The 23,194-nt window shown below is 46.0% G+C and carries 23 protein-coding genes; 17 read left to right on the forward strand and 6 right to left on the reverse strand.

Translation table 11 applies throughout. The annotated features are described in order from the left end of the window. Nucleotides 1-12 precede the first annotated feature (12 nt). Entirely contained in the window at nucleotides 13-471 is a 459-nt protein-coding gene (locus V202x_RS10155) for a hypothetical protein (RefSeq protein ID WP_145173886.1), read from the reverse strand. A gap of 158 nt (nucleotides 472-629) precedes the next feature. Then, the gene (locus tag V202x_RS10160) at nucleotides 630-1,508 is read right to left on the reverse strand and encodes a DUF1559 domain-containing protein (protein WP_145173889.1); all 879 of its coding nucleotides are present in this window, start codon (nucleotides 1,506-1,508) and stop codon (nucleotides 630-632) included. 319 nt (nucleotides 1,509-1,827) lie between these two features. Between V202x_RS10160 and V202x_RS10165 the strand changes: the two genes are divergently transcribed. Both V202x_RS10165 and V202x_RS10170 read left to right on the forward strand, forming a co-directional pair. Further along, the gene (locus tag V202x_RS10165) at nucleotides 1,828-2,802 is read left to right on the forward strand and encodes a leucine-rich repeat domain-containing protein (RefSeq protein ID WP_197993322.1); all 975 of its coding nucleotides are present in this window, start codon (nucleotides 1,828-1,830) and stop codon (nucleotides 2,800-2,802) included. Between the two features lie 131 nt (nucleotides 2,803-2,933). Beyond that, entirely contained in the window at nucleotides 2,934-3,362 is a 429-nt protein-coding gene (locus V202x_RS10170; RefSeq protein WP_232098930.1) for a hypothetical protein, read from the forward strand. Between the two features lie 1,204 nt (nucleotides 3,363-4,566). Here the strand turns inward: V202x_RS10170 and V202x_RS10175 are convergent. The 3 genes from V202x_RS10175 to V202x_RS10185 all read right to left on the reverse strand — a co-directional run bounded on the left by V202x_RS10175 (nucleotide 4,567) and on the right by V202x_RS10185 (nucleotide 7,187). After that, entirely contained in the window at nucleotides 4,567-5,718 is a 1,152-nt protein-coding gene (locus tag V202x_RS10175; protein WP_145173895.1) for a hypothetical protein, read from the reverse strand. A gap of 285 nt (nucleotides 5,719-6,003) precedes the next feature. Then, a complete protein-coding gene (locus V202x_RS10180) occupies nucleotides 6,004-6,438 on the reverse strand; it encodes a hypothetical protein (protein ID WP_145173898.1) in 435 nt (144 codons plus the stop codon). A 2-nt stretch (nucleotides 6,439-6,440) separates the two neighbouring features. Next, nucleotides 6,441-7,187, reverse strand: a complete 747-nt coding sequence (locus V202x_RS10185; protein WP_145173901.1) for a DUF1573 domain-containing protein — start codon at nucleotides 7,185-7,187, stop codon at nucleotides 6,441-6,443. A 303-nt stretch (nucleotides 7,188-7,490) separates the two neighbouring features. On the opposite strand from V202x_RS10185, the gene V202x_RS27440 reads away from it, so the two are divergent. The 11 genes from V202x_RS27440 (at nucleotide 7,491) to V202x_RS10235 (ending at nucleotide 15,694) form a co-directional block, all read left to right on the forward strand. Further along, nucleotides 7,491-7,667: a hypothetical protein gene (locus tag V202x_RS27440; RefSeq protein WP_197993323.1), complete on the forward strand. Its 177-nt coding sequence runs from the start codon at nucleotides 7,491-7,493 to the stop codon at nucleotides 7,665-7,667. 51 nt (nucleotides 7,668-7,718) lie between these two features. Next, nucleotides 7,719-7,976: a DUF6348 family protein gene (locus V202x_RS10190; RefSeq protein WP_145173904.1), complete on the forward strand. Its 258-nt coding sequence runs from the start codon at nucleotides 7,719-7,721 to the stop codon at nucleotides 7,974-7,976. Nucleotides 7,977-8,102: 126 nt separating this feature from the next. Beyond that, entirely contained in the window at nucleotides 8,103-8,516 is a 414-nt protein-coding gene (locus V202x_RS10195; RefSeq protein ID WP_232098931.1) for a hypothetical protein, read from the forward strand. A 211-nt stretch (nucleotides 8,517-8,727) separates the two neighbouring features. Further along, nucleotides 8,728-9,183, forward strand: coding sequence for a hypothetical protein (locus tag V202x_RS10200; RefSeq protein ID WP_145173907.1), 456 nt, complete (start codon nucleotides 8,728-8,730; stop codon nucleotides 9,181-9,183). 51 nt (nucleotides 9,184-9,234) lie between these two features. Continuing rightward, the gene (locus tag V202x_RS10205; protein WP_145173910.1) at nucleotides 9,235-9,696 is read left to right on the forward strand and encodes a hypothetical protein; all 462 of its coding nucleotides are present in this window, start codon (nucleotides 9,235-9,237) and stop codon (nucleotides 9,694-9,696) included. 125 nt (nucleotides 9,697-9,821) lie between these two features. Continuing rightward, nucleotides 9,822-10,967 (forward strand): hypothetical protein, encoded by a 1,146-nt coding sequence (locus V202x_RS10210; RefSeq protein ID WP_145173913.1) that lies wholly within the window; start codon nucleotides 9,822-9,824, stop codon nucleotides 10,965-10,967. Nucleotides 10,968-10,980: 13 nt separating this feature from the next. Further along, a complete protein-coding gene (locus V202x_RS10215; RefSeq protein ID WP_145173916.1) occupies nucleotides 10,981-12,555 on the forward strand; it encodes a cysteine peptidase family C39 domain-containing protein in 1,575 nt (524 codons plus the stop codon). Nucleotides 12,556-12,769: 214 nt separating this feature from the next. Continuing rightward, entirely contained in the window at nucleotides 12,770-13,783 is a 1,014-nt protein-coding gene (locus tag V202x_RS10220; RefSeq protein WP_232098932.1) for an alpha/beta hydrolase family protein, read from the forward strand. A gap of 241 nt (nucleotides 13,784-14,024) precedes the next feature. Then, a complete protein-coding gene (locus tag V202x_RS10225; RefSeq protein ID WP_145173919.1) occupies nucleotides 14,025-14,351 on the forward strand; it encodes a hypothetical protein in 327 nt (108 codons plus the stop codon). A gap of 73 nt (nucleotides 14,352-14,424) precedes the next feature. After that, complete coding sequence (locus V202x_RS10230; protein WP_145173922.1) at nucleotides 14,425-14,970, forward strand: hypothetical protein; 546 nt, start codon at nucleotides 14,425-14,427, stop codon at nucleotides 14,968-14,970. Nucleotides 14,971-15,073: 103 nt separating this feature from the next. Next, nucleotides 15,074-15,694, forward strand: a complete 621-nt coding sequence (locus tag V202x_RS10235; RefSeq protein ID WP_145173925.1) for a hypothetical protein — start codon at nucleotides 15,074-15,076, stop codon at nucleotides 15,692-15,694. A gap of 99 nt (nucleotides 15,695-15,793) precedes the next feature. Here the strand turns inward: V202x_RS10235 and V202x_RS10240 are convergent, their stop codons facing one another. Further along, nucleotides 15,794-16,633, reverse strand: a complete 840-nt coding sequence (locus tag V202x_RS10240) for a helix-turn-helix domain-containing protein (RefSeq protein WP_197993324.1) — start codon at nucleotides 16,631-16,633, stop codon at nucleotides 15,794-15,796. A 150-nt stretch (nucleotides 16,634-16,783) separates the two neighbouring features. On the opposite strand from V202x_RS10240, the gene V202x_RS10245 reads away from it, so the two are divergent. The 4 genes from V202x_RS10245 (at nucleotide 16,784) to V202x_RS10260 (ending at nucleotide 23,161) form a co-directional block, all read left to right on the forward strand. Beyond that, nucleotides 16,784-18,211 (forward strand): hypothetical protein, encoded by a 1,428-nt coding sequence (locus tag V202x_RS10245; protein WP_145173931.1) that lies wholly within the window; start codon nucleotides 16,784-16,786, stop codon nucleotides 18,209-18,211. Nucleotides 18,212-18,515: 304 nt separating this feature from the next. Next, nucleotides 18,516-19,919, forward strand: a complete 1,404-nt coding sequence (locus tag V202x_RS10250) for a DUF1501 domain-containing protein (RefSeq protein ID WP_145173933.1) — start codon at nucleotides 18,516-18,518, stop codon at nucleotides 19,917-19,919. Nucleotides 19,920-20,408: 489 nt separating this feature from the next. Continuing rightward, a complete protein-coding gene (locus tag V202x_RS10255; protein WP_145173936.1) occupies nucleotides 20,409-21,839 on the forward strand; it encodes a hypothetical protein in 1,431 nt (476 codons plus the stop codon). Between the two features lie 293 nt (nucleotides 21,840-22,132). Next, nucleotides 22,133-23,161, forward strand: a complete 1,029-nt coding sequence (locus V202x_RS10260; protein WP_197993325.1) for a phosphotransferase enzyme family protein — start codon at nucleotides 22,133-22,135, stop codon at nucleotides 23,159-23,161. Nucleotides 23,162-23,194 lie beyond the last annotated feature (33 nt).

Raw genomic sequence — 23,194 nt, forward strand, 5'->3', positions numbered from 1 at the left:
TAGGAATTGTTTTCAGGAATCTTTTCGAATGACTTCAGGCTCACCCTCGGCATGTAGATGGATATCAAAGCGGTTGATACCATCAATCACTTCAAGCTCTACTTCCTGCCCTCCCGGGAAATACTTTTCTTCGACAATCTGTTCATCATCCTCAGGATCAGGCTTAAAAAAGTGGGCAATATGCTTTCCCACTAGAGCCCCATCTCCTTTCTCGTATGTAGTCAATTCAAAAGTACCATTAGGAGTAAAAGTACCACTGGCAGACTTTCCGGAATCTAATGGATCTGCATCGCCGGCGGGAACAGGAGTCAACACGATATAACCTTCAGTCACCAGGTCCCCGTCAACTCGAACAAAACCTGAAACGGGGACGACTGTCTTTTGAAAGTCTTCGCCACATCCCAGGCAGAAGATTGGCGAGAATATAGAAAAAGCAAGTAAGAAAACTCGGTTATTTAGAATCGTTTGCATCTGATTCCTTTAAATCGTCTTGTGTTTAAGAGAGGAGTGATTCTCCCTGGATGGAAAGAATCACTCTCTGGATCAGTTTAGGATGCCCAAAACATCCCAACATTTATTATAAAATCGCCACGGCGAGGGAAACTGGTAGCACCAAGAACCATGTGAGATTATGGTCGTTCTACTACAGCACCATCTGCTTTGTCAGCCAGTTTTCCAAAAGTGACCATATCGATATTTTCTGAGAGAAAACTAACGGATCCATCAGCAAACAAAAACTGAGCACCACCAACATGTTGGCTGGCAAAGGAATCGTCGCGTGTTCCATTGAGTACATGGGCTGTACCTGCTTCTGCTATAATGTTCTGGTGTTGATTATTTGTGCCAACCCATACTTTAAAGTCATGAACATTAGCATGTGTTGGGCCATCTATGGCACGCATAAACTCAGTGTATGCTTCGCCAACGGCAATTGTATTACTTGAACCGTCAGTCACGTCTCGAATTTTTGTAGGTGAGAGCGTATCTTTAATCTTGCCGAACATACCTGTGACGGAGCCACCACCAGTTCCCACACTTCCGCTATAGTCATTTCTCCCATGGCCACCAACGTCGGCACCATTATGGCCAGCCCCCGCACGAAGCGGACTCTTTGTAAGGGACATCGAATTTGAAGGGCACAGATAAACAGGAATTACCTGATCGGTTACGCCAGCCTGAAGTGGAATAGTGATATCAGGTCCTTGTCCGGTGAAGTCCAACTGATTGTAAATATTAGTTTGTTCAATGTAAGGTAGAATCATGCAGGCCCATCCGTATTCATCGTCGCCATACAAGGAACCAGGAGGAAAGGAACGGGCCACATCGTGATAGTTATGTAATGCGATACCGAGTTGTTTCAGATTGTTTTTGCAGGTCGAACGTCGTGCAGCTTCGCGTGCTTGTTGGACAGCAGGTAACAGCAATGCAATGAGAATCGCGATAATCGCGATGACTACCAATAGCTCAATCAGAGTGAATCCTTTTTGACTCTTTAGTAACCGTGGCATTTTCAGTCTTTCTTTATTGAGAGATCAGTGACGAGAGAAAAGTAGCTCACAGATTTTTCATTTTCTAAGTAAATGAAACTATGGACCGGATTCTAAAGAGGAATTGTGAAATCTTGGCAAAGGTAATATGAAACCTGAACATTACACCGATGAATTTCAGGTTTTGTCCTGGGGGACTCAGTGCAAATTTCTTATTCTCTATCAGAAGAAGATCCATTGATATTTAAAGGGAACTATGTAGAGACTGATTTGAAACGTATGATTCTCTGCAATCGACATTTAATTTGCTTAATCAAAGACAAGAATGATAGGGACCGTGATGAAACAAACTTCCTTCCGAATTAAAGAATTTATGCTCTGGTTTGGACTGGCTGTAATTACTTTGTTATTCATCCTCTTTTCATTCAACAGCGATCTCTTTTTTTTCACACCGGCATCAGAACAGGCTGCTCTCGATTCGATGAAAGAGATCACGCCCATTCGTTTCAAGTTAAATGAAGAAGGACACGTTGTTGAAATATTTGCCACAGATTCAACAATGAATGATGTGGCTGCAACCTACTTGAAAGAACTTCCTGAATTACAACGACTACATCTAGAACGTAGTGTCATTTCTGATGCTTCACTAAAATACATTTCGAGTTTGAATCACTTGGAAGCTATTTTTCTTGATGAAACAGCCGTATCCGATACAGGATTGATGCATCTTAAAAAGAATGATCGACTGCAAGAGTTATCACTAGCCAACTGCAGTATCGGCGATGACGGAATGTTAGCAGTCGGCCAACTTGTTGAGCTAAAAATGCTCAATGTCAGTAAAACAAATGTAACTGATACAGGAATTAAAAATCTGGAACCACTCAAAAAAATGGAAGTTCTTTATCTAAGTGGTACAAAACTCACTGGGATTGGACTGCAGTCACTTGGAGAGATGTCAAATCTCACTCATCTTGATTTAAATGGGACAGAAGTAGATGAAACTCTCGTCGAATCGGTACGTCAATTTCCGAACCTGGAATTACTCTATCTAGGTAACAGTACCATTAATGACAAATTGATTCCCCAATTGATGTCTGTTCTGACAGAAACGACGCCAAAATTAAGAGGTTTGTCGCTGAAAGAAACAACACTCAGCGATTCAGCAATTCCAGCACTCAAGATGATGGGGCAGCTTAAGAATCTGGCGATTGTTCAACTGCAAAATACTAAAATCACAAAGCCTGCATTCAAACAACTGGCGACAGTTGTGACAGAAGTCAATTTCAGCGTGAACTATTCAGAAAAAAATGATTAGTGCCGTTGGAAAAGCCCTCTCATTTTCGAATCATTAATTATGAAGGACTAAAAAGGAGGACTAAAAAGGGGTCAGACCCCCATACGGTCTGTCCAACACTATGCAGTCGAATGAAAAGTGATCCGTAACTGATGAGGGCGCAACCGATTAATCGCATTGTTTTTATAACTCGGGTATTTTGGGCGTCACCGAATACGATTCTCGGTCTGATCATCGGCGGCGTTGGAATGTGTTTCGGCGGACGTGCGCGAATTTGTGGTCGCGCGATCGAGTTTTACGACGGCGGCACAAAGTGGTTCGTACAACGACTACCGCACGGCCAATTCACCCTCGCGCTGACGCTCGGCCACACAATCCTTGGTCAAACGGACGCCTCTCTGGACATTTCACGCAAACATGAAACCGTCCATATCCTGCAGTATGAGCGTTGGGGACCCTTTCTTTTGCCTGCCTATTTTCTTTCGTCTCTCTACATGTGGCTAATCGGTCGGCGTTTCTATCGCGATAATCCATTCGAGCGCGAAGCATATGATGCCGACGGTGGGGAGCATGATTTATAGAATTAGAAGAATAGCTGGACTAGAAAAAACGAAACCTGTCCTATTAATTTCTCCTAACTGGATCTAGAACGTGCGCTCTCCAAAAACTCTTCTACTTCTCCCCAATGTGCCTCAGCATCACCAAAAGCCCAGCAATATGTTAATATTTCCACTATTAGTGAGTTCCCAGACAACCAATGAGATTTTAATCTTCGAAAATACTTATCAAAGTTCCGTTCTAATAGATGTTCGACTAACACTGTAGATACTGAATCAACACCCCTGTTTGTTCCTTCTTTGATGAACCGATCTACTATAGACCACACGAGCTCTTCGGAATAATCGAGATATTCTGACACAACAATTGCTGACTGCCAGCGACACGATTCAGATCGATCAGAAATCATGGATGCAGCGATTTTTAAATATGATTTCGGAACACCTTCATAGACATTTTTTCTCATGAACTTCAGGGCGCGCAACCGGTCCTGGTATCTAGAAGATTTGCTCAAGGATTTTAGATCTGAAATTGATAGTTGATTCATGTTATTTTTTTCGAGGAACTTAAGGGGACAACCATCTTACTGTCTGTGTTTGTGTATTTTTTTATATCTGCAAATAGCTTGCTGTAACGATCCAATCCTAATGAAATGACACCTTGAAATGTGATTCGTGCCCGATATCATACTGACATCATATAAAGCATCCACTTGTGATCTGAAGCTAGTAGGGCATCAATGCTAAAGAACAATTGGTCATTTTGCTGAATTTGTTTCATATCAGCATCAAATATATACAAAGAAGACTAAAAAGGGGTCAGAAGACTAAAAAGGGGTCAGACCCCCATACAGTCTGTCCAACACTATACAATCGAATGAAAAGCGATCCATAACTGATGAGGGCGCAACCGATTAATCGCATTGTTTTTATAACTCGGGTATTTTGGAGGACTAAAAAGAGGACTAAAAAGGGGTCAGACCCCCATACGGTCTCAACGTAAGCAGAAACTGGAAGATGACAGTGCCATTCGGGTCAGGAGTCGTTTGTCTGTCCCTGAGCCCTTATTGTCGTCCAATGAAATGGTCTCCAACACTACACTTTTACGAGGTTAATTAGGGTGTTTTTGGGGATTCACTTATTAGAAAGATAAGCTTACTCAATTAGAGGATTGAAGTATTATTAGTGGTCATGTTATATACGCAGCAATCATCCTTAAGAAAAGCGATTACGTTCGTTTTCTCAAGAATAAGAACAATACTGCTACAATCGCAATTACAACAAGATTTAATACGATTAATGCTGTGAATCTAGAGCCACTCTTATCTTTGACGTTTTCAAGTTTTTTTGGTAAGGACTCCTTTGCGACCGGGAATCCAACAGCCTCTTCTTCTTTCGTCATCAAGCGAGCGCCGTCTTTTGTCCAGATCTGAAGCTGTTCTGATGACGCAACAGTTAGGTCTTGAATTGGAGCTCCAATAGGCAATTCCACACCTTTGTAACCAAACTCTTCGTCATTAGGTTCGACAACTTCAAATGATTGGATCTCTGTTGTTTCTTTTTCGATCTCGTGCCCCTTAGACCCCCACGAGTATTTAATTTGTTTCGGAAACCAGATACTTGGAGCCCACTGTTTATTAATGATTTCAACATGGGTTTCGAGTAACCGGGTATTCGTTTTTGTACGACCCTCTATTTTTACCATCAAGCCATTCTGGGCTGGACAGTACCAAATTGAAAAGTTTCCTTTTCCTTGTACTGTATAGTCAACTCTTATTGTTTTAAGTTGATTGTAATCCTCTTCTGTGATTTTAGTAGCAGTATGGTCTTCGCGGTTTAAAAAACCTCTTGGACTTAATTGTGGCATCCTCCAGACGGGAGCTAATGCAGTACCAATAAATTGAGGCCAGAATGCTTGTTTGTTTGCGTAAAAGTCTCCTTCCATACTTTGTTTGTCCTTGTATGTGCCTTGCTCATATTCTGAGTTTCTGATGATAATAACATCGTCTTTAATTATGACGTAGTCTGGTTTAGTCCAGCCTTTATCATCACTGAAATCAGAAGTACTAATACTATCTTTTTCTGAGGTAGCGTGGCGGAACCTTTTTTTTAATCTCAGTCGTTTATGGTCAAAATATGCTGAATATTCAATTTCAGTTTTGAACCCGGTCTCGGGCGTTTCATACACTATGAAGGCTTCGTATGTTGCACCGGGATAACTTGAGGTTAGAGCTTCGTACGCTCTTTTCTCTATCGCGTCTGCTTCGGCTTCAATAGCTTCATTTCCAGCAGTGGCATCTTTTCCTGGAAAAGATGCCAAATAGAGAATAACTAAAAGTAAAAACAGTTTAATAAAACCCGGTACACAATTATTGAACATGAGGAAATGATTCTCCATCAGTTAAGATAATCGTAAAATACAAGCCCTGTCACCTGCCCGGTACAAGCTTCATTTTAATTAGAATAGCCTCTGTAGAATACGGCCGAGTATCTCTGTCAAAAGTATGAAATACCATACTATGAACCACAACAACTTGGTCTCATTGCAAACAATATATTACAGGTTCCAGCACTCCATTCACTCGCAGTCATACCTGCGAGTGAATGGCTTAGGCAATGGATAAGTAGTATTTCATGCATATGTCTAAGAATTTAGCATGGATAATCAGCTGGGTTCTTCGCAAGTTTGAGTTGTCGCAACCTTACTTGTTGATGCAACACTATGATAGGCACCTTGTCCACAAGCATCCAGCGTGTGCGGTGAATCTGGATCGTTGGGGTCGTGGTTTGGGTTTGGGATGGGAGCAAAAATGCATCGATACTGTTTGGTACAAGTATATGTAGCTCCGTTTTGAACGCAATAAGTGCTACTAGAACCAGCCCCACAGTATGCCTTACGTGGTTGTGACACTTGCATAAAACCAGTACATGATCCAGGACCACTCCATGCTGGACACCCCGTGGGACTTCCGCAATCCCCCGCCGCTGCCTTGACTTCTTTATTGTTGCAGATCGGAGCACTGCTGACAAACGATGTAGTAAGAGCCATTATCACGATGGCACAAGTGAAACTAACGAAAAAGTTTTTGGTCTTCAACATTTTCATTTCCCTTTAGTGTGAACGGATAAAGAAACAGAATTACGCGCCACAGGCATCTTAAGCAACAGTGGCACGCGTACGTGTGGCATCCATTTGCTGGTTGTTGAAACAGAAACATATGCAGGTTCAGACAACAAACTGTCCGCTTTCCCCACAATCGATTTTGGGGTTAAAATAATTTTTGTGCGTGAACCGGTTTCCTTCGAAATACTGATGTCGATTAACGAGCTTGTACAGTTCACTTGCGTCACAGAAACTTCTGGATCGTAGTTTGATTGACAGACAATCTCCACAGGTTTTTCTTCATCCATATCGATGGTGATAGACTTTGGGCTTAGTGAAATATGTGGCAACACCTTAGCACGCGTTGACAATGAAATCTCGCCAGTGCCACCTGAGTATTTATAGGGGATTAACACTAATGTCTGTAGATCCCCACCATTACTTCCACCTTTAAACTCAGCCGTCGCTTGCACGCTTCCACCTGGAGGCAGAACTTGCTGTGGTATTACGACTTTAGTACAGGTGCAAGAGGTCTTGGGTTCAAGCAGTGTCACTTCGAGGTTACTTTGATTAGTAATGCTAAAATCTCCAGTAAATGGAGCTTGGGTTACTTCCCCGACATCTAGCAATTCTGGTGACACGGAAACTCTAGTACTAGGAGGAGGGGTTAACCGATACACTGCAAAGTTTGCAACTGCAACCACACTGGCTAAACCGATAATATACATAAAGGTATGCTTGGTCATATTGCCCCCTTATTTATAACCACACCAGTTATAAAGTTGACAAAAAAACTCAACTAGGTGGGGTGACAAATAGCACATGTAAATATATGTGACTAATGACATCATTATAATAAATAAAAAAATGTACAATAGATACAAAACAACAATTTTGTAAAATAATAATATTAATACTTATTTTATTAAAAAAATAAAGGTTCAGACAAAAAGGTGTCAGCGACGAATGTCACTGCCGTTTGTATGGTAAGGATTTCCGTTCATACGACCGCCTTTCGTTCTTTATGGTAATGGTACCTGGGCATTTTCATGAGTATCGTTATTGTGGGTCGGCGTTTATTGGCTCTGCGTTCGACTCATCCCTTGCGATGTCCTGCGCGTTCGCTACAGGGGATCTGTTGTCCTAATGTTGCCAGTTCTTGGTCGCGCCGACCACCGCACACAGCAGCCAGTTGGTTGCTAACATTTGTTGTGTGGGAGGACTAAAAAGGGGTCAGACCCCCATACAGTCTGTTCAGGATGGGAGTTGGGAAGTTTTTGGATGCTCCATTTGACCCACCAACTCACTGGTTACCCATCGTCAAGCGTACCATTGAGGCTTCTGACCTCTCCAGCGGTACACACTGGTTTCGCTGCTACTACGCGCAGTTTGATAACAAGCCATCTGCGATAGAGGTGTTACTAGACAACAATGACTGGGTCCCGATAATTGAGACGATATCTGACATTGATTGGCCTGCTTCCAATGATTTTTACAGTGTACGAGTCTTTGCCGTAATCCAAGACCACAAATAATCATGTCACGAATGAGAAAGAGTGCAGATTCTATACTAACTGTCTGATGAGTTTTTTCGGCAGCAAATATAAACAACACTATGCAGTCGAATGAAAAGTGATCCATAACCGATGAGGGTGCAACCGATGAATCGCATTGTTTTTCTAGCTCGGGTATTATGGGCGTCACCGAATACGCTTCTCGGTCTGGTCATCGGTGGCGTTGGAATGTGTTTCGGCGGACGGGCGCGAATTTGTGGTCGCGCGATCGAGTTTTACGGCGGCGGCACAAAGTGGTTCGTACAACGACTACCGCACGGCCAATTCACACTCGCGCTGACACTCGGCCATACAATCCTTGGTCAAACGGAAGCCTCTCTGGACATTTCACGCAAACATGAAACCGTCCACATCCTGCAGTATGAGCGTTGGGGACCCTTTCTTTTGCCTGCCTATTTTCTTTCGTCACTCTACATGTGGCTAATCGGTCGGCGTTTCTATCGCGATAATCCATTCGAGCGCGAAGCATATGATGCCGATGGTGGAGAGCATAATTTGTAAGTCAGTACTGCAATTCATTTTAGCATTGACCATTCTAAATCGCATCACAATATCTATACACTTCACATAGTATCTTTTCGGTCATACTGTTATTTTGTGAATAATTATGTTGACAAATAATCATAATGTCGGTTTGCTATATACGTAGTGGATATTCATATCAAAGTAGGGGTTTTTTGTATTTTAAACTCACTTAAAAAAGGAGTAAAGAATGAGAGCACAAACTTTGAGTTCAAATCTGTTCAAGTCTTTAGGCACGGCAATGGTTGTAGGCACCATTGCAATAACTGCTCAAATGGTGAATGGTCAGCCCCAGCCTCTTTCACTTGACCAATTACAGGCGGTCACTGGAGGCGGTGACTGTGAGGGTTGTAAGTCTAACGAAACAGTATGCAGAAATGCGAATGACGAAACGTGTACTCCTGCAAGTACCGCAGGTAAGTTTCAAAAAATTGTATACACTGGTCAAGACGCACAAGTAGAGGTGACGGATAAAGATTCAGGTATTGAGGATGCCGTAGCAAACACGCCAGAAGACTGTAATGAAAAATGGACGGGTTGCGACAAAGTTAACGGCTCGTGTGTCAACTGTGAAACAACTTCAACAAGTTCAACAGTTAATTCAAACTGCCATGCTAATGACCCTACAGCATGCCCAGCAAGTTGAGAATAGCTGAAGGACATTTGCATTTTCATTTAGTCTAAACAGGAACAAAAAATGAACATTCGAAACTGGAACTTTAATCTGTTTAATGTTGTAAGTGGTGCCGCACTGGTAGTGCTGGCTATGACTATCAGTACACAATTAGCGAGCGGTCAACCGCAGCCGCTTTCATTTGAGCAACTGCATGCCATTACTGGTGGTGGTGATTGTGAAACATGTACAGTTAGAACTACAACTTGCAAAACGGCAAATCTTACAACTTGTAAAAAAGAAACTCCTACTTCGCAAAAGTATTCAAAAGTTGTATGGACGGGCCAAGATGAGAAACATGTAAATACGGGGCAGGCTTCTGGTAGAGTTGATTATGAGGCGAATACTCCAGATACCTGTTTTACACAGTGGTCAGACTGTGACAAAGTCAACGGCTCGTGTGTTAACTGTGAGACGACTTCAACTTCGACAGATGTTAACACAAAGTGTCTCTTAGTAGACAGTGATCTTTGTCCGGCTAGTTAATCAAGATAGTAGTTGTGTGAATGACATGACTGCTACAGCTTTAAATTCCGGTGGCTGTCGAAGCTGGATGTTTTTCGAGAACCAAAATTACTTTGATCTAAACTCGTTAAAAGGTTCTTATTCTGATGACGAATGAAATCTGGCTTCATCGTTTTCGATCCTGCTTTCTTGTTTTGGCTATGATTACTGTTGCTCCAGCTTTTAGTCTGGCGGCAGATGTTCCTTCTCTGAAAGAGCTATTGGCTAATATTCAGAGTTACGAGAAATCAATCGAAAACCTGCACTCTGAAACAAAATGGGAAAAACACAAACAAGGACGTTTCCAATTCGAAGATGTCGTGACTCATTACAGGGACGAGTTAGGTCGCATGCGAGCGATTGTCTCACACATCGCGATCTCAAACGAATCAGGCGAACGAGTTGCTCCTGAAAAGAAGTCTAATGAGCTGCTGTTTGATGGCGAAAAAACCGTCTCTCTCGATTACTATCCAGGTCGTGTGACAGCCACCGGTTTTAAAACAGAAAAAGAAGTACCCCAGGATGATCTTGGTTACCGCACAGCCCAAATCTTTGAAGGGATGTGGCCACCAAAAGTAGGTCCACGCACGATTCGCAATGCTTTGTTTTATGGTTTTGGATCCTGTCTGGACTGGATGAAAGAAGTTGAGGATGGGAAAGCGAAAGGGAAAGTGGTTTCTCTTGACGATGAGGGAAAGCTGTTCGAATTCATATATGAACCACCCGATAACTCGGTTGTAAAACGATTTAAAGTCTTAATTGATGCCAGCCGTGGTTGGATTGTCACTCGTATTCTGGGGCTGGGTGATACGGATGATGAAGTCCTATACAAACGAGAAACAGAATACTCTCAACTCAAGAATGGATTATGGGCTGCAAAAAGCGGAGTAGAGCAAAGCTGGACGAAAGGCGAAAAGAAACCGTCGGTTGAAACCCATTTCACTGTCCAGAAAGTGGCATTGAATGATGAAGATTTCGACGAGTCGGTCTTCGACATTGTTCTGCTTCCCAAAACAGCCGTATCTGACCTACGGTATAGCGTCAATTACCGTGTTGGTCAGGAAAAGGTGTTTGACGATGATCTGGCTCAACTTGCGGAAGAAGCCAAGTTGGCCGAGGAATTAGGGCTGGCTCAGACACCAATTGCTAAGACTCCAAAAACATCGAGACTGATGTGGTTAATATTGGTGAACGTTGGCGTTCTGGCTGTGGTAGTATTCTTCGTATTTAGTCGTCGCACAAAGAAAACTTAGCAGGATCGAATTTATGTCCGGTCTCATCCCCTTGATTGTACTATGCGCGGCCTCTAATACCGGAGACGTTTTAGATTCTGCCCCCTACTGGCTGGACACACGTCGTGCCTGTGGTCCTCTCTGCCTGTCGTTTCTTGACAAATATTACGGGGGGACAAGCTCGTATACTGAGATCGCAAAACAGAGCCCACCCGGTCCCGGTGGAACGAATCTGTCTAAACTATCAGAAGTAGCCGAGCAGCTTGGTTATTACACTCTGGGATTTGAATCGAACACGGAGAATTTGAAGCGTTTAAAGTGGCCTGCCATTATCCATCTCAATGCGCGTGATTTAACTCCCAAGCCAGGAACCGTGCCTACAACCCACTTTGTCGTCGTTCATGGCTGGAATGAAACGAAAGGACAATTCGCAGTGTTTGATCCGCCATCAAAGTATATCAATGTGACAGAAGAATGGATTTCAGATCGTTTTTCCGGAGCAGGTTTAATCGTTTCAAACGAGCCCATTGGTTCTTTTGAGCAGGCATTCAAGCCCGGTTCCATCTGGTCGTCATGGCTTCCTGAACTCTTCACACTTGTCTTTGCTTCGAGTGCTCTAATCTGGATAGGATGGCGGCCAAAGCGAAATAAAAGTCGTGTCCTGGCTACAGCTTCCCTGCTGCTTTTGCTTTGTGGCTGTGCTGCAGAAGCACCAAACGAGAATCCTTATCATGTTGATAAAGGCGAAGTCAGACCGGGAACTACCATTTACCACACGTTCAAAGTCGTTAATACTCAGAATGAACCCGTTCGATACACGGACTTTGTTGGTTCATGCACTTGCACTAACACCCTGTTAGGTGGAATGCCCCTCCTGGTAAAACCAGGAGAATTTGCAGAGGCCAAAGTAGAAGTACCCATTGAGAAAAACTCTAAAGACCAGAGATTATTACGCACCTTTTATCTGACTACCGATTCGAAAGATCCAGAATTCCGCAAAATCACGTTATTGCTGAATGCCGATGTGCGGGGTTTGGTCTCCCCGATCCCACAGCGAATCATGTTTGGCAATCTTTCTACCAAACCAGATGTGTCTAAACAGTTGACTGTGATTGAACGAGAACCGGGAGTGCTTAAAACCTTTCAGTCAGTGTCTACGGACCATAGTGGTGTCGTTGTTAAGCGCGAAGAGTCTTCAGCAGATTTACTGTTATTTAATGTAACGCTCGGTGATCACCTGTCGGCAGGTCTGTTATCGGCCAATATCATACTCACTTTCGACAACGATGATATTCAGGATGTCAAGATTCCCGTCTTAGCTCAAATCAAAAGCGACTTCAAAACGATACCTTCGAAGCTCGTTGTTCGCTCAGGAGCCGGAGAATACAAAATGCGCGTTTCTTCTCTGAGTGACAAACCAGTGAAGGTACTCAAATACGATTGTCCTGAAGGGGTTTCGCTTGAGGTTAAAGAAGACAATCCGACAATTTGCAGTTTGAAAATTTCAGTCTCCCAAGAGCATCTCGCAATGCTTCCCAGTGCGATTACATTACATCTCGATCACCCGGATGAGCAGGAATTAAGAATTCCAATCACTCGACCAAAGTAAGCGGTTGGTAAAGGGTGCAGTCCCTCATGCCAATCCTTCTTAATTTCCGAGAAAAACAGATCAGAATCCCTATAATCAAGCGACACCCGTACCCCGTTCGAGGTGTTGAATCTATGTCTGGCGATTCCCATACATCAGTGCTTAGATCTCTGCATAATTTAATCAATACTGACGTCACAGCGACTTTGATGGCGGCTGTGTTGAGAAAGAGGAAATGATGAAGCTTCTGCAACTCGGTCTGTTTCTAAGTGTCTGTCTGCTCTTTTCCGAACGCAGTTCTGCTCAGGTCGAAAAGTACAATCCTCTGGAAAAAAGTGACAACCGTGCGCAACAGCCGGTTGACATTACCATGCAGGATCAGAAACGAAAACGAGACATTCCCCTGCGGATTTTTTTACCCGACCAGAAGGAGGCCGCTCCCGTGATCCTCTTCAGCCACGGACTGGGAGGTTCCAGAAACGGCTGCAGTTACCTGGGAAAGCACTGGTCGAATCGTGGTTATGTTGTCGTTTTTCTACAACATGCCGGCAGTGATGAAGCGGTCTGGAAAACAGTGGCGCGGCGAGAACGACTCAAGGCATTGAGAACAGCCGCGAATGTGCAAAATACGCTGGACCGTTATCAGGACGTGAGTGCCGTGTTGGATCAGCTGGCCCGTTGGAATGCCGACGCCAAACATCAGTTTCACAAAAAGTTTGACATGCAACGCATCGGCATGTCGGGCCATTCGTATGGCGCGGTCACGACACAGGGCGTCAGCGGACAGTCATTACCACTTGTAGGAAAGCGTTATACCGATCCTCGTGTCAAAGCAGCAGTCATGTTCAGCCCCAGCTATCGGGGACGGTCGGATCTCAAACAATCATTTGGTCAGGTTTCCATTCCCTGGATGACGCTGACAGGCACAAAAGATACATCAGTCATAAATGACACCACTGTGGAGGATCGCCGTAAAGTGTATCGCGCCTTACCCGATTCCATCGACAAATATGAACTGGTTCTATTTGGTGCTCAGCACTCTGCGTTTACTGATGGACCAGAACGTTTCGGAAAACCCCGCCGGAATCCCCAACATCATCCGAGAATCCTGGCAGTGACCACTGCCTTCTGGGACACATACCTTCGCCAGAATCAGGATGCCAGCAAATGGTTGCAGGGAAAACAATGCCGCGAACTGCTTGATTCCGAGGACCAATGGCAGGCTCAGTCTCCCACTAAGAGCGAATAAGGGTCAGCCCCACATACAATTTGTTCTTCCTGTTGACTGACAGTTTCAGTTTGGTACGATTTTTATGTCTCTTGCAGTGACCTGTATAAAATTTCTAGCGTCGCTTTTGGCATCATGATTGAATAATAAATAATTTTTTACACGTTTTAATACCTCATGGATATCATATATAGTATCGTACAAGTGAGTAAAAAATTATTTTGAATCGGCAAGTCTACGTGTTAATGCAACTGGGGAACTCATGGCCAAAATCACTGGAAAACAAATCGCAAAATCAGTCGTGTTTACGGTCATCGGTGCAGCACCGGGAACAATCTGGTTCTTCAATGCTGGAACGACCCAATCCATTGTGATCGCTTGCCTCGGCGCATTAGTCGCATTTGGATTATCACTACCTGGAGTTTCTGCGGCACGTGTCGCAGGGGGGACTGTGGGGGTGATCGCCGCTAACAATGCGCCACGTCCATTACAGGGCAAAATTATAGATACATTCGTTGGTGAGAACGAATCAACTGAAAACGAACAAAAAACCGACCCAGACAAAGACGCTGATTCCTCAAAAAATTAAGTGGCAGGCCCAGAAAACGATTCCTGACATTTTTTAAATTCTCATCTGTAACGAGATACAAGAATACGCACCAATGGAAAGCGAACAGCCAATTCGATATTCGCTGACTCGACGCCAACGGCTGATCCCGCACCTCAAGATTTGGGGACCGGCATTCGTCCCATTCTTCGTTTTACTAGAATCCTTCTTCATCGTACGATTCATCGTTGCGATGGTCACACTCGAATGGCTTGGGATTCTTACATTCGGCTTCTTGGCGTTTGGCCTGTTACTGCTCTTTCGTGGTCTCATCACCGGACTGATTGACGTTGTCGTGCTAGCACGACGGGAAATGGATATCACAATCGAGGACAACGGTCTCGGTGTCATGATCGGAAACGAACGGTGGTATCTGTTTCTGGATGGCATAACTAAAATATCAGAGTACACTTCTGGTGTCTGGACGATCGAACATTGGAATGGATCTGTGGTCCACATACTCAAAGGGGTGATTACAGAAAAACAAATCGGACATATGCGACAAAAGATGGAATTCGGACAAACGCCTGCGGGCACTGCTACGACAATCGAACGCGGCCGCCAGATTCAGACGATGCTCGATCACGATAAAACAGCATAAAAATCACATTGGCGTAATGAGTCATCCGCAATTTGCCAATGAAAGACACTCACCACTACCCAATAGTTTAAGCGTTCTGTCACTCAGTTCTCAGGAACTTACAATGGACGAATCTGACCGCACATTTATTCGAGGAAACCGCAATCCAGAACGCTATGGATTTTCGCTTCGCGCCACGTGTGGGATTGAACCCGATAGAGACGCCATAGAACGTGCTGCTTCAATCCTTGAACGTGAACCGTTCTTTGTTGATAAGCGTGGCTATGAATGTGATCTAATTGCTGCGGCCATTCATTCGCCTACCAATCGTGTGGCGTACGTTCAATCACGCGCAAAAAAACGCCGGTGGTCATCTCTCGTCGATGTCTCAATCAAAATTCACTTGCTTGACCCTAGCGGTAAGGACTCGTCCGTTGATATCAAATCTTACAATCCGTTCTTCGGCTGCGATGTTGGCTTCTTTGCCTGGCTCGATAATACGGCCATTCTGGTCTACACCGAGAAACACGACACCTATGCCTGTGCGTTCGGCCCGAAATGGCCACCACAATTTGTAGAAATCGAAGACCGTTGGATCATCAACAACGGAGTACTGGGATACATTGGCTATAAGGAGGACTTAGTCAAACGGATGTCAGTTCCGTCTTTGAAACAACTTGAACCACTTTCGATATCCAAAGCCGAACAAATGGGCATCCTGCCTCCCGATCCATATGCAACATAATCATACAATGTGCTGAAGCCATTAGGATAAAAACTGCCTGACAAACGTTATTCGTCCTTTTATGGATCAAAATATCATTCTGCCCGCGAGCAGGTCGATTTATGTTCGTTGCTGCTTTCGGTACTCACGGGGATTCATTGAGTAGATTTTTCGAAAGGCACGGTTGAAGGCTGAAAGGGAGTTGAAGCCGCTGCTCAGGGCAACTTCGGTGATACGATTTTGGTGATTATGAAGCATAGCTGCCGCTGCCTGTACTCGACTTTTCATCAGATACCGTTGTGGCGTCATTCCCATTTGTGTGGCAAAGTGTGCCTGGAGACTACGGACACTCAGATCACATGCGGCAGCGAGTTCCGTCACCGTCAGTGGTTCATGAAAATGTTGTGCTATCAGGTTCAGTGCCGGTACGATCCGTGAAAGTCCGGTGGCGTTGGGAGTTGTCTGATCATCAGTGCCGCGACGAGGAAAGCGGCGATGAAGTTCGTTGATCAACAGAAACAGGAGCGAGCGAAGGTTGCTGTTTCGATATTCGTCCTCTTGCTTCGCTTCGTCAATCAGCATTTTCATCAAGTCATGCAGCAAAGAGTTCTCGCCGTTTGGAATGACATTCACGAACGGCGCGCCACAGAATCGTTCTGATTCCCAAACGAATTCGCATGCGGCATGGGGAACCAGTAAACGAATCGGGTCGAGAAAAAACCAGACCCATTGACTGGTCGTGCCCGGTGTGCTGTGACAGCGATGATATTCGTGAGACGTGATGACCGTCATGTCACCGGCGTGAAATGGCAAGATCTTGTTGCCGACATAGAACGTGCCTGAGCCAGCGGTACAATATCCGAGTTCCAGCCCGTCATGTACGTGCAACTCAGTCACCGGTGTATCATCACGATGGCCATCAAGGTACACGTTCAGTGGGAATTCAGGATTTAGATTCAACCGAGATATTCCCGGTTGAAGATCGAAACCCTGCGTATTGAGTGCTATATTTTGCGTTTTTAGACGAGAAACAGTCATAATACGCAGCATACACTGTCAAAGCGAAACTCGCAACAATTCACGCGAAACCAACCACTGGATACAGAAACCATGACTTCTCAATTGAAACTTGTCGACGCCACACTCCACCGAACGGAAACACAGACACGAATGCCATTTCGTTTTGGTATCGCTGTGATGACCGAAGCCCCGCACGTGTTCCTGCAGTGCTGTTACGAAATTGGTGGCAAAATTGTCACCGGAATTGCAGCGGAAGGCCTGCTGCCGAAGTGGTTCGACAAGTCGCCTGACAAACCTGCCGCTCAGGAAATCGACGAGATGCTGCTTGTCATTCGTCAGGCCGTCAAGTTTGCTCGACAGTCGTCGTCCGCATCTGTGTTTGATCTCTGGCGACAAATCGATGACGCTCAAATGTCATGGGCCGTTGAACAGAAACTGCCACCGCTTTTGGCGCAATTTGGAGTCAGTATGGTCGAACGTACGATGCTTGACGCGTTGGCCCGCGCAGAGAACTGCAATCTGTCGACATTGCTGCGAGAGAATCGTGTCGGGATTGATTTAGGTGCGATTCATCAAGAACTCGCCGACCGCGCGCCAAACGAGTTTCTTCCAAAACAACCTCTGACAAAAGTAATCGCGCGCCACACGGTGGGACTCTCAGATCCGTTAACGGCAGCTGACCTGACGCCTGAGAACAAGATCGACGATGGGCTTCCTCAAACTCTGGAAGACTGCATTCGCTTCTACGGGCTTCAGCATTTCAAGTTGAAGGTACAGGGAGATGTCGAATGTGACCTTGATCGATTGCAATCCGTGGCAAAAGTTGTGAGCCAGCATTGTGGAAATAACTACGCGTTCACTCTGGACGGCAACGAGCAGTATCGTGAGTTCCCCAAGTTTGTCGAGCTGTGGGACCGTATTCAGGACGACGCGTCGCTGAACTCTTTCTTTGAACGACTGATTTTCATTGAACAGCCCCTGTATCGTGATGTGGCCCTCGATCCTGCGATCGCAAAGATTGCCGACTGGGAAAACGGTCCCCCTGTAATCATTGATGAATCTGACGCTGAGATCGGCGCGCTGGAGCAGGCACTCGAACTGGGTTACGCGGGTACGAGTCATAAGAATTGCAAAGGCGTGCTGAAGGCAGCCGCCCATCGCTGTCTGATCAACCATCGCAACGCGATGGAAAACACCAGTCGCTATCAGATGAGTGGCGAAGACCTGGTGAATATTGGTCCGGTCGCTTTACTGCAGGACCTTGCGGCTCAGGCAGCGCTGGGCAATGCGACAGTTGAACGAAATGGTCACCACTACTACCACGGCCTGTCAGCGTTTCCTAAGTCGCTGAGTCAATCGATGCTCAAACAGCACAGGGACTTATACACAGCGATGGACGATGACTTCGCGCGAATCAACATCACCGACGGCGAACTGGATCTCACGTCGGTAAACGCCGCCCCATTTGGTGTCGGTGTAGAATTATCAATGGACACGTTTCAGGAGTTATCTCTCTGAGTAACCGAATCAATGATTCAGTCCTAACGCTACAGTTTCCTGCATCCCGTCACCACTACTGCTCTTATGGGGAAAATACGTGAAACCTTAAATCCGATCTAATTCTCGTTTTTTATTCTACCCCGAAAATTTGAAAGATATAACAATCTGTGGAATCGGTTTCATTTTCGCGCTTTTCGTGTCGTTCGTGGTAGAAAAGAAAAGGATCATTCTCAGATAACTTTAAAATTGTGTTGCAACTCTAGAGAAAATGATATAATCCAAACATCAATACTAGTTTATACGATGTAGAGCGAGTTTGCGCATGAACGAATTTGAAATGAACCGACGGCAGGCCCTGATTGCGAGTGGCTTAGGTACGCTGAGTCTTGGTATGCCGGGAATGGTGATGGGAAGCGACAAAGTGGATGCCTCGGGCAATGCTGTTGCCTCGGAAAAGTCTTGCATCTTTGTCCTGCTCTGTGGTGGACCGAGCCACCTTGATACCTGGGATATGAAACCCGAAGCGCCCGTGGAATACCGCGGACCATACATGCCCATTGCAACCAAAGTGCCGGGTATGCAAATCAACGAGATGCATACCGAGCTGGCGAAGCTGACCGACCAATTCACGCTCATCAATTCCATGTCGCATCCGGGAGCGATCAGTAATCACTTCGACGCGATGCATAATCTGCTGAGTGGTCAATCAAATAAACGTGTGCAGCAGGGTTTGCCAAACGAACAACCCTACCTGGGTTCGTACGTCGCCAAACACAAACCGAGCAAACGCAATTTTGTTTCCAACGCATGGCTCATCAAATGCGTGGGTCCGCCTGTCTTTTGCGCGCCCAATATTGGCATCGGCGGCTATCTCGGTTCGGCTTATGCTCCCGTGTTTGTCGGCTCGGCCAACAATCATCCGGCGATGAAAGGCTTCAAGCCGCCAGAAATCTACAATCCCTATGATGAGCAACGATTTGAAGAACGCAAATCTCTGCTCCGTGGCCTGGAATCCAGCAGCCTGGATAAGGACCAGAGTGTAAAGGACTGGTCTGACCTCCGCGAGAAGACCTACGAAGCCCTGACGCGCGCCGAAGGTCGCAAGGCGTTTGAGATGGATTCTGAGCCCGTCAAAGTCCGCGAACGATATGGTATGCATCCCCTCGGGCAGAATCTGCTGCTCGCCCGGCGCATGGTGCAATCGGGTGTTCGCTTTGTGACAGTCAACGGCTGGACCGGACAGGCAGAACATGACAAGAAAGGCCCCCCGAGCAGCAGTTGGGACATGCATGGCGGAAATATGGGCATGGGCAACGCCTTCGGCAACGGTTCTTATGGCATGGGATTCTGTTTGCCTCGTCTGGATCAGGCGCTTTCAGCACTGCTTTCTGATCTCAAAAAGAGCGGCATGCTGGAGAACACACTGGTTGTTGTGACCGGCGAGTTTGGCCGCACTCCCCACGTTCTGAAACAGGATCCGCCAGGACGACAGCACTGGCCACGGTGTTTCTCCTCGATCATCGCTGGCGCGGGCATCGCAGGCGGAAACGTATACGGCAAGTCCAACAAGTACGGCCAGTATCCCACCAAAAACCCCGTCCGCCCCGAGGAGTTAGCTGCGACCATCTACCACGCGCTCGACATTCCGATCAACGATCCCCAAGACCCCACCGGCATTTTACGCGAACTGACAACGGGCAAACCGATCATGGAATTGTTTGGATAGCCGTTTTCTTTTTACCTGCTCCTCCGATGGATCTGCAAAGACAATCAGATCCGTTTGTAATCGTTCGTGTTAACATACAACATAGGCAACTTTCTGCGACGGGCTGGCTATGCCGAAACCAGTGCGGCACTGGTCGCTGACAAGGCTTCAAGGGGAACCTACGTACCCAAAAACCGATTGAAAAAAACCGTCTGATACACAACATCCGAGGCGCAAAGCTGAATGCCGTTCCCGAAAGGTCGAGAAAATCTTTGGAAGTTTGACTCTGCAAAGGTGTGCAGTTAGCATGGACCGTGATTAGAACCTGGAATGGCTCCAAGCTTAACCCAAATGGGAAATCCCGGCTAAAAAGATCTTGTTGCTGGCTGCGGATAAATAGGTGGGCTGAGGCTTGAGATTCGAAGTGAGAGTTTTCCAAACTAGGAACACTCTGCATCAATAATAGACCACAGACCTCATCAATCAGCTCTCTCTTTGAGGAAACAAAGATTGCCCTCAATTAGCATCCTCATTCTCGTGTCAATTCAACTGATTGTGGCCTATGCAATCATAGTGATGGCGAAACGTTTGGGCGTTTCTTATTTTGATCACTTTGTGGGTGAGGCAAGCCCTGAAGCCCTTGGCGCAATCCGATTTTGGGTATTTATGATACTCGCTATGAACGTCGCTTGGGAAGACTTGCCGAGCGTGTCCCATCTTCCTGCGCAACTGCGGACTAAAATGGGGATCATGTCTTTGCTTCACATGATACCGGAGTGGGGCTCTGTCTACACCAGCTACACTAAACTTCTCGTTCTGAAAATTGCCACCCTCACCTTCCTCGTTTTTGCAATGCTCGGTTTCAAGACACGGTTAAGCGTCCCGTGTGCCACGATTCTTGTCTTAATCCACGCAGGAATTTTGCGAGAACATTTTAATTATTATCACACAGGCCTGGTACCGATACTGGTTGGCATCGCATTGTCATTCATGCCCTGCGGACATGGGCTATCGGCTGATCAATACCTTTTCAGAAAAAAAACGACGGACGCGATATTACCTTTGGCCGTTTATGGTTGGTCCCGATACTTATGCTGGGTCGTCATCGCCAGTGCGTATGTCATGGCAGGCATCAGTAAAATCCGCAACGGTGGATTTTGGTGGTGGCACGGCGCCAACTTGAAAAGAATCGTTATGACAGATACGCTCAACCCAATGCACTTCGAGTGGGGGCTCGAACACGAAATTGCCAGCTTGCCGATCTTCGTCTTTTCAGCCCTGGGCATTTCTGCTGTCTTGGCAGAGTCACTTTACGGACTGGTTCTTTTCTCAAAACGCGCTCGATTCATCATACCGCTGCTCACAGCTGGAATGCATCTGGGAATATTGTTTTTTCAAGGCATTTTGTTCTTCGACCTCATTCTAATGCAGGCTGTATTTTACAACCTCAGTGAGTGGGTCCCGCAAACATGGCGCCGGAAAGCTATCGTAAATCAAGGTCCACTGAGCGACACTCAACAACGCAGCCTGCACCAAAAATACTTCAGCGTGTTTCTGTTCATGATGTTGGGGCTTAGTATCTGTTGGCTAGCACGAATCGAGTTCTACCCCGCAACAGCAATGCAAATGTATAGCAACACGCAGACAGATGGCTCGATTATCTATAAAAAAGTTTGGGCAGTTTATGAAGATGGGCACAAAGAAGAAGCGCGCCTCGAAAAGTGGATCGGCGCCGTTGCCGACTCACGATACAGGTTCGTTTTAGGAAAAGACCCAAAAGCCCAACGAGCATTTTTCGATGAAATATTAACAATCGCTAATCGCGATTCTCAACAGGGAAAAATTATTCGTTTCGATGTCGAGATCTATCAATGGAACTTCCTCACCGATCCAAACGATTCTCATTTCGGTAGGGTTATCAACATTGCGGCGTACCCCTAAAGCTCGCGAACCATGACGCATCAAACGAGAAGATTGTTCGCTTTGAAGTAGAGACCTACGAGTGGAGCTTTGAGTCCGACGCGAATCATCCCATTCTTGGCGTGTTCAAAATGTTATGAGTTACCCCGCTGATGATTCGATGACTCAATGATTTGAGAATGAAACCAGTTAAGTGAATTGCAGTATGCTGAAAAGCCAAAGTACATCGACACGGTCTTCAAGAATCGGCTGCATTAATCTATAATCGTCATCAGAACAAGAAACACTTAAACAGGAAACTTGGGGAACCAGATGTGAATCCGAATCTCTTACCGGTAGATGACTCTTTGCCCTATCACGATGCACTCGCACAATGTATTGATCACTGGGGACTCGTTCCCGAGAAGACGGAGTTAGTCCGCGATGGCGTCAATCATGTATTTGCCACAGAGTTCGAGAACGGTGCTCCGGTCATTATCCGTATCAGTGATGGTGCGCTGCGCGGACGAGATGAGATCTTAGGAGAATTGCTCTGGCTGGATCACCTGATCCGCCATGGTTGCACGGTCACGACTCCAGTTCCTTCACGCGGTGGAGACCTGCTCGAGACCATCGAACTGGACGCGGACACAATGCACGTTTCCTGCTTCGAACGATTCGGAGGTCGGCAACTCGACCCGGCAACCGATGCAGATTGGAATGACGAACTCTTTCTGAAACTGGGTCGCGAGATCGGCCGCATCCACCGCGCTTCGGACAAGCTGCAATTACCTGCCGACCATGACCGTAGGCCCTGGTATGAAAGTAAGCTTACACAGTTTCCAGATCCGCTTCCTGAAACCTTCAACCCGCAAGTCGTGGACACAATGCGCGTCTTTATAGACGAATTGCGCAGGCGACCCACACCGTCTCGTCACTATGGACTGGTTCATCGAGATCTTCATGAGGGGAATTTTCTTGTTGAGGATGGTAAGGTAGAGATTATCGATTTCGACCTTGGCTGTTACGGCTGGCGAACGATGGACCTGGCCGTGCTGCTCTTCTCGAGCTACTATTACCCCAGTCTCCGAGTGCCGCATGCCAGCGAGTTGGCCGGACATGTTCTGGCGATGGTAGTACAGGGCTACCGTGACGAATACACACTCGATGGCGAACAGTTAGATACGGTGGGAGACATGATTTTGCTGCACACCATTCTCAACTACATCGTCATGGTGCCGGCTGTGGAACATTGGCAGATCGTGCTGGGCGACCCGCATCCAACCGTAACAGAAAGCCTGGCGTGGATTGAGCAGCTCTGGCTTAATGGCCACAAACTGCAAGTCGACCTTAGTAGAGTTTAAGGATATGATGTAAACAATGCCCCTAACGTAACA

This window comes from Gimesia aquarii (assembly GCF_007748175.1).
GTDB classification, from domain to species: Bacteria; Planctomycetota; Planctomycetia; order Planctomycetales; family Planctomycetaceae; genus Gimesia; species Gimesia aquarii_A.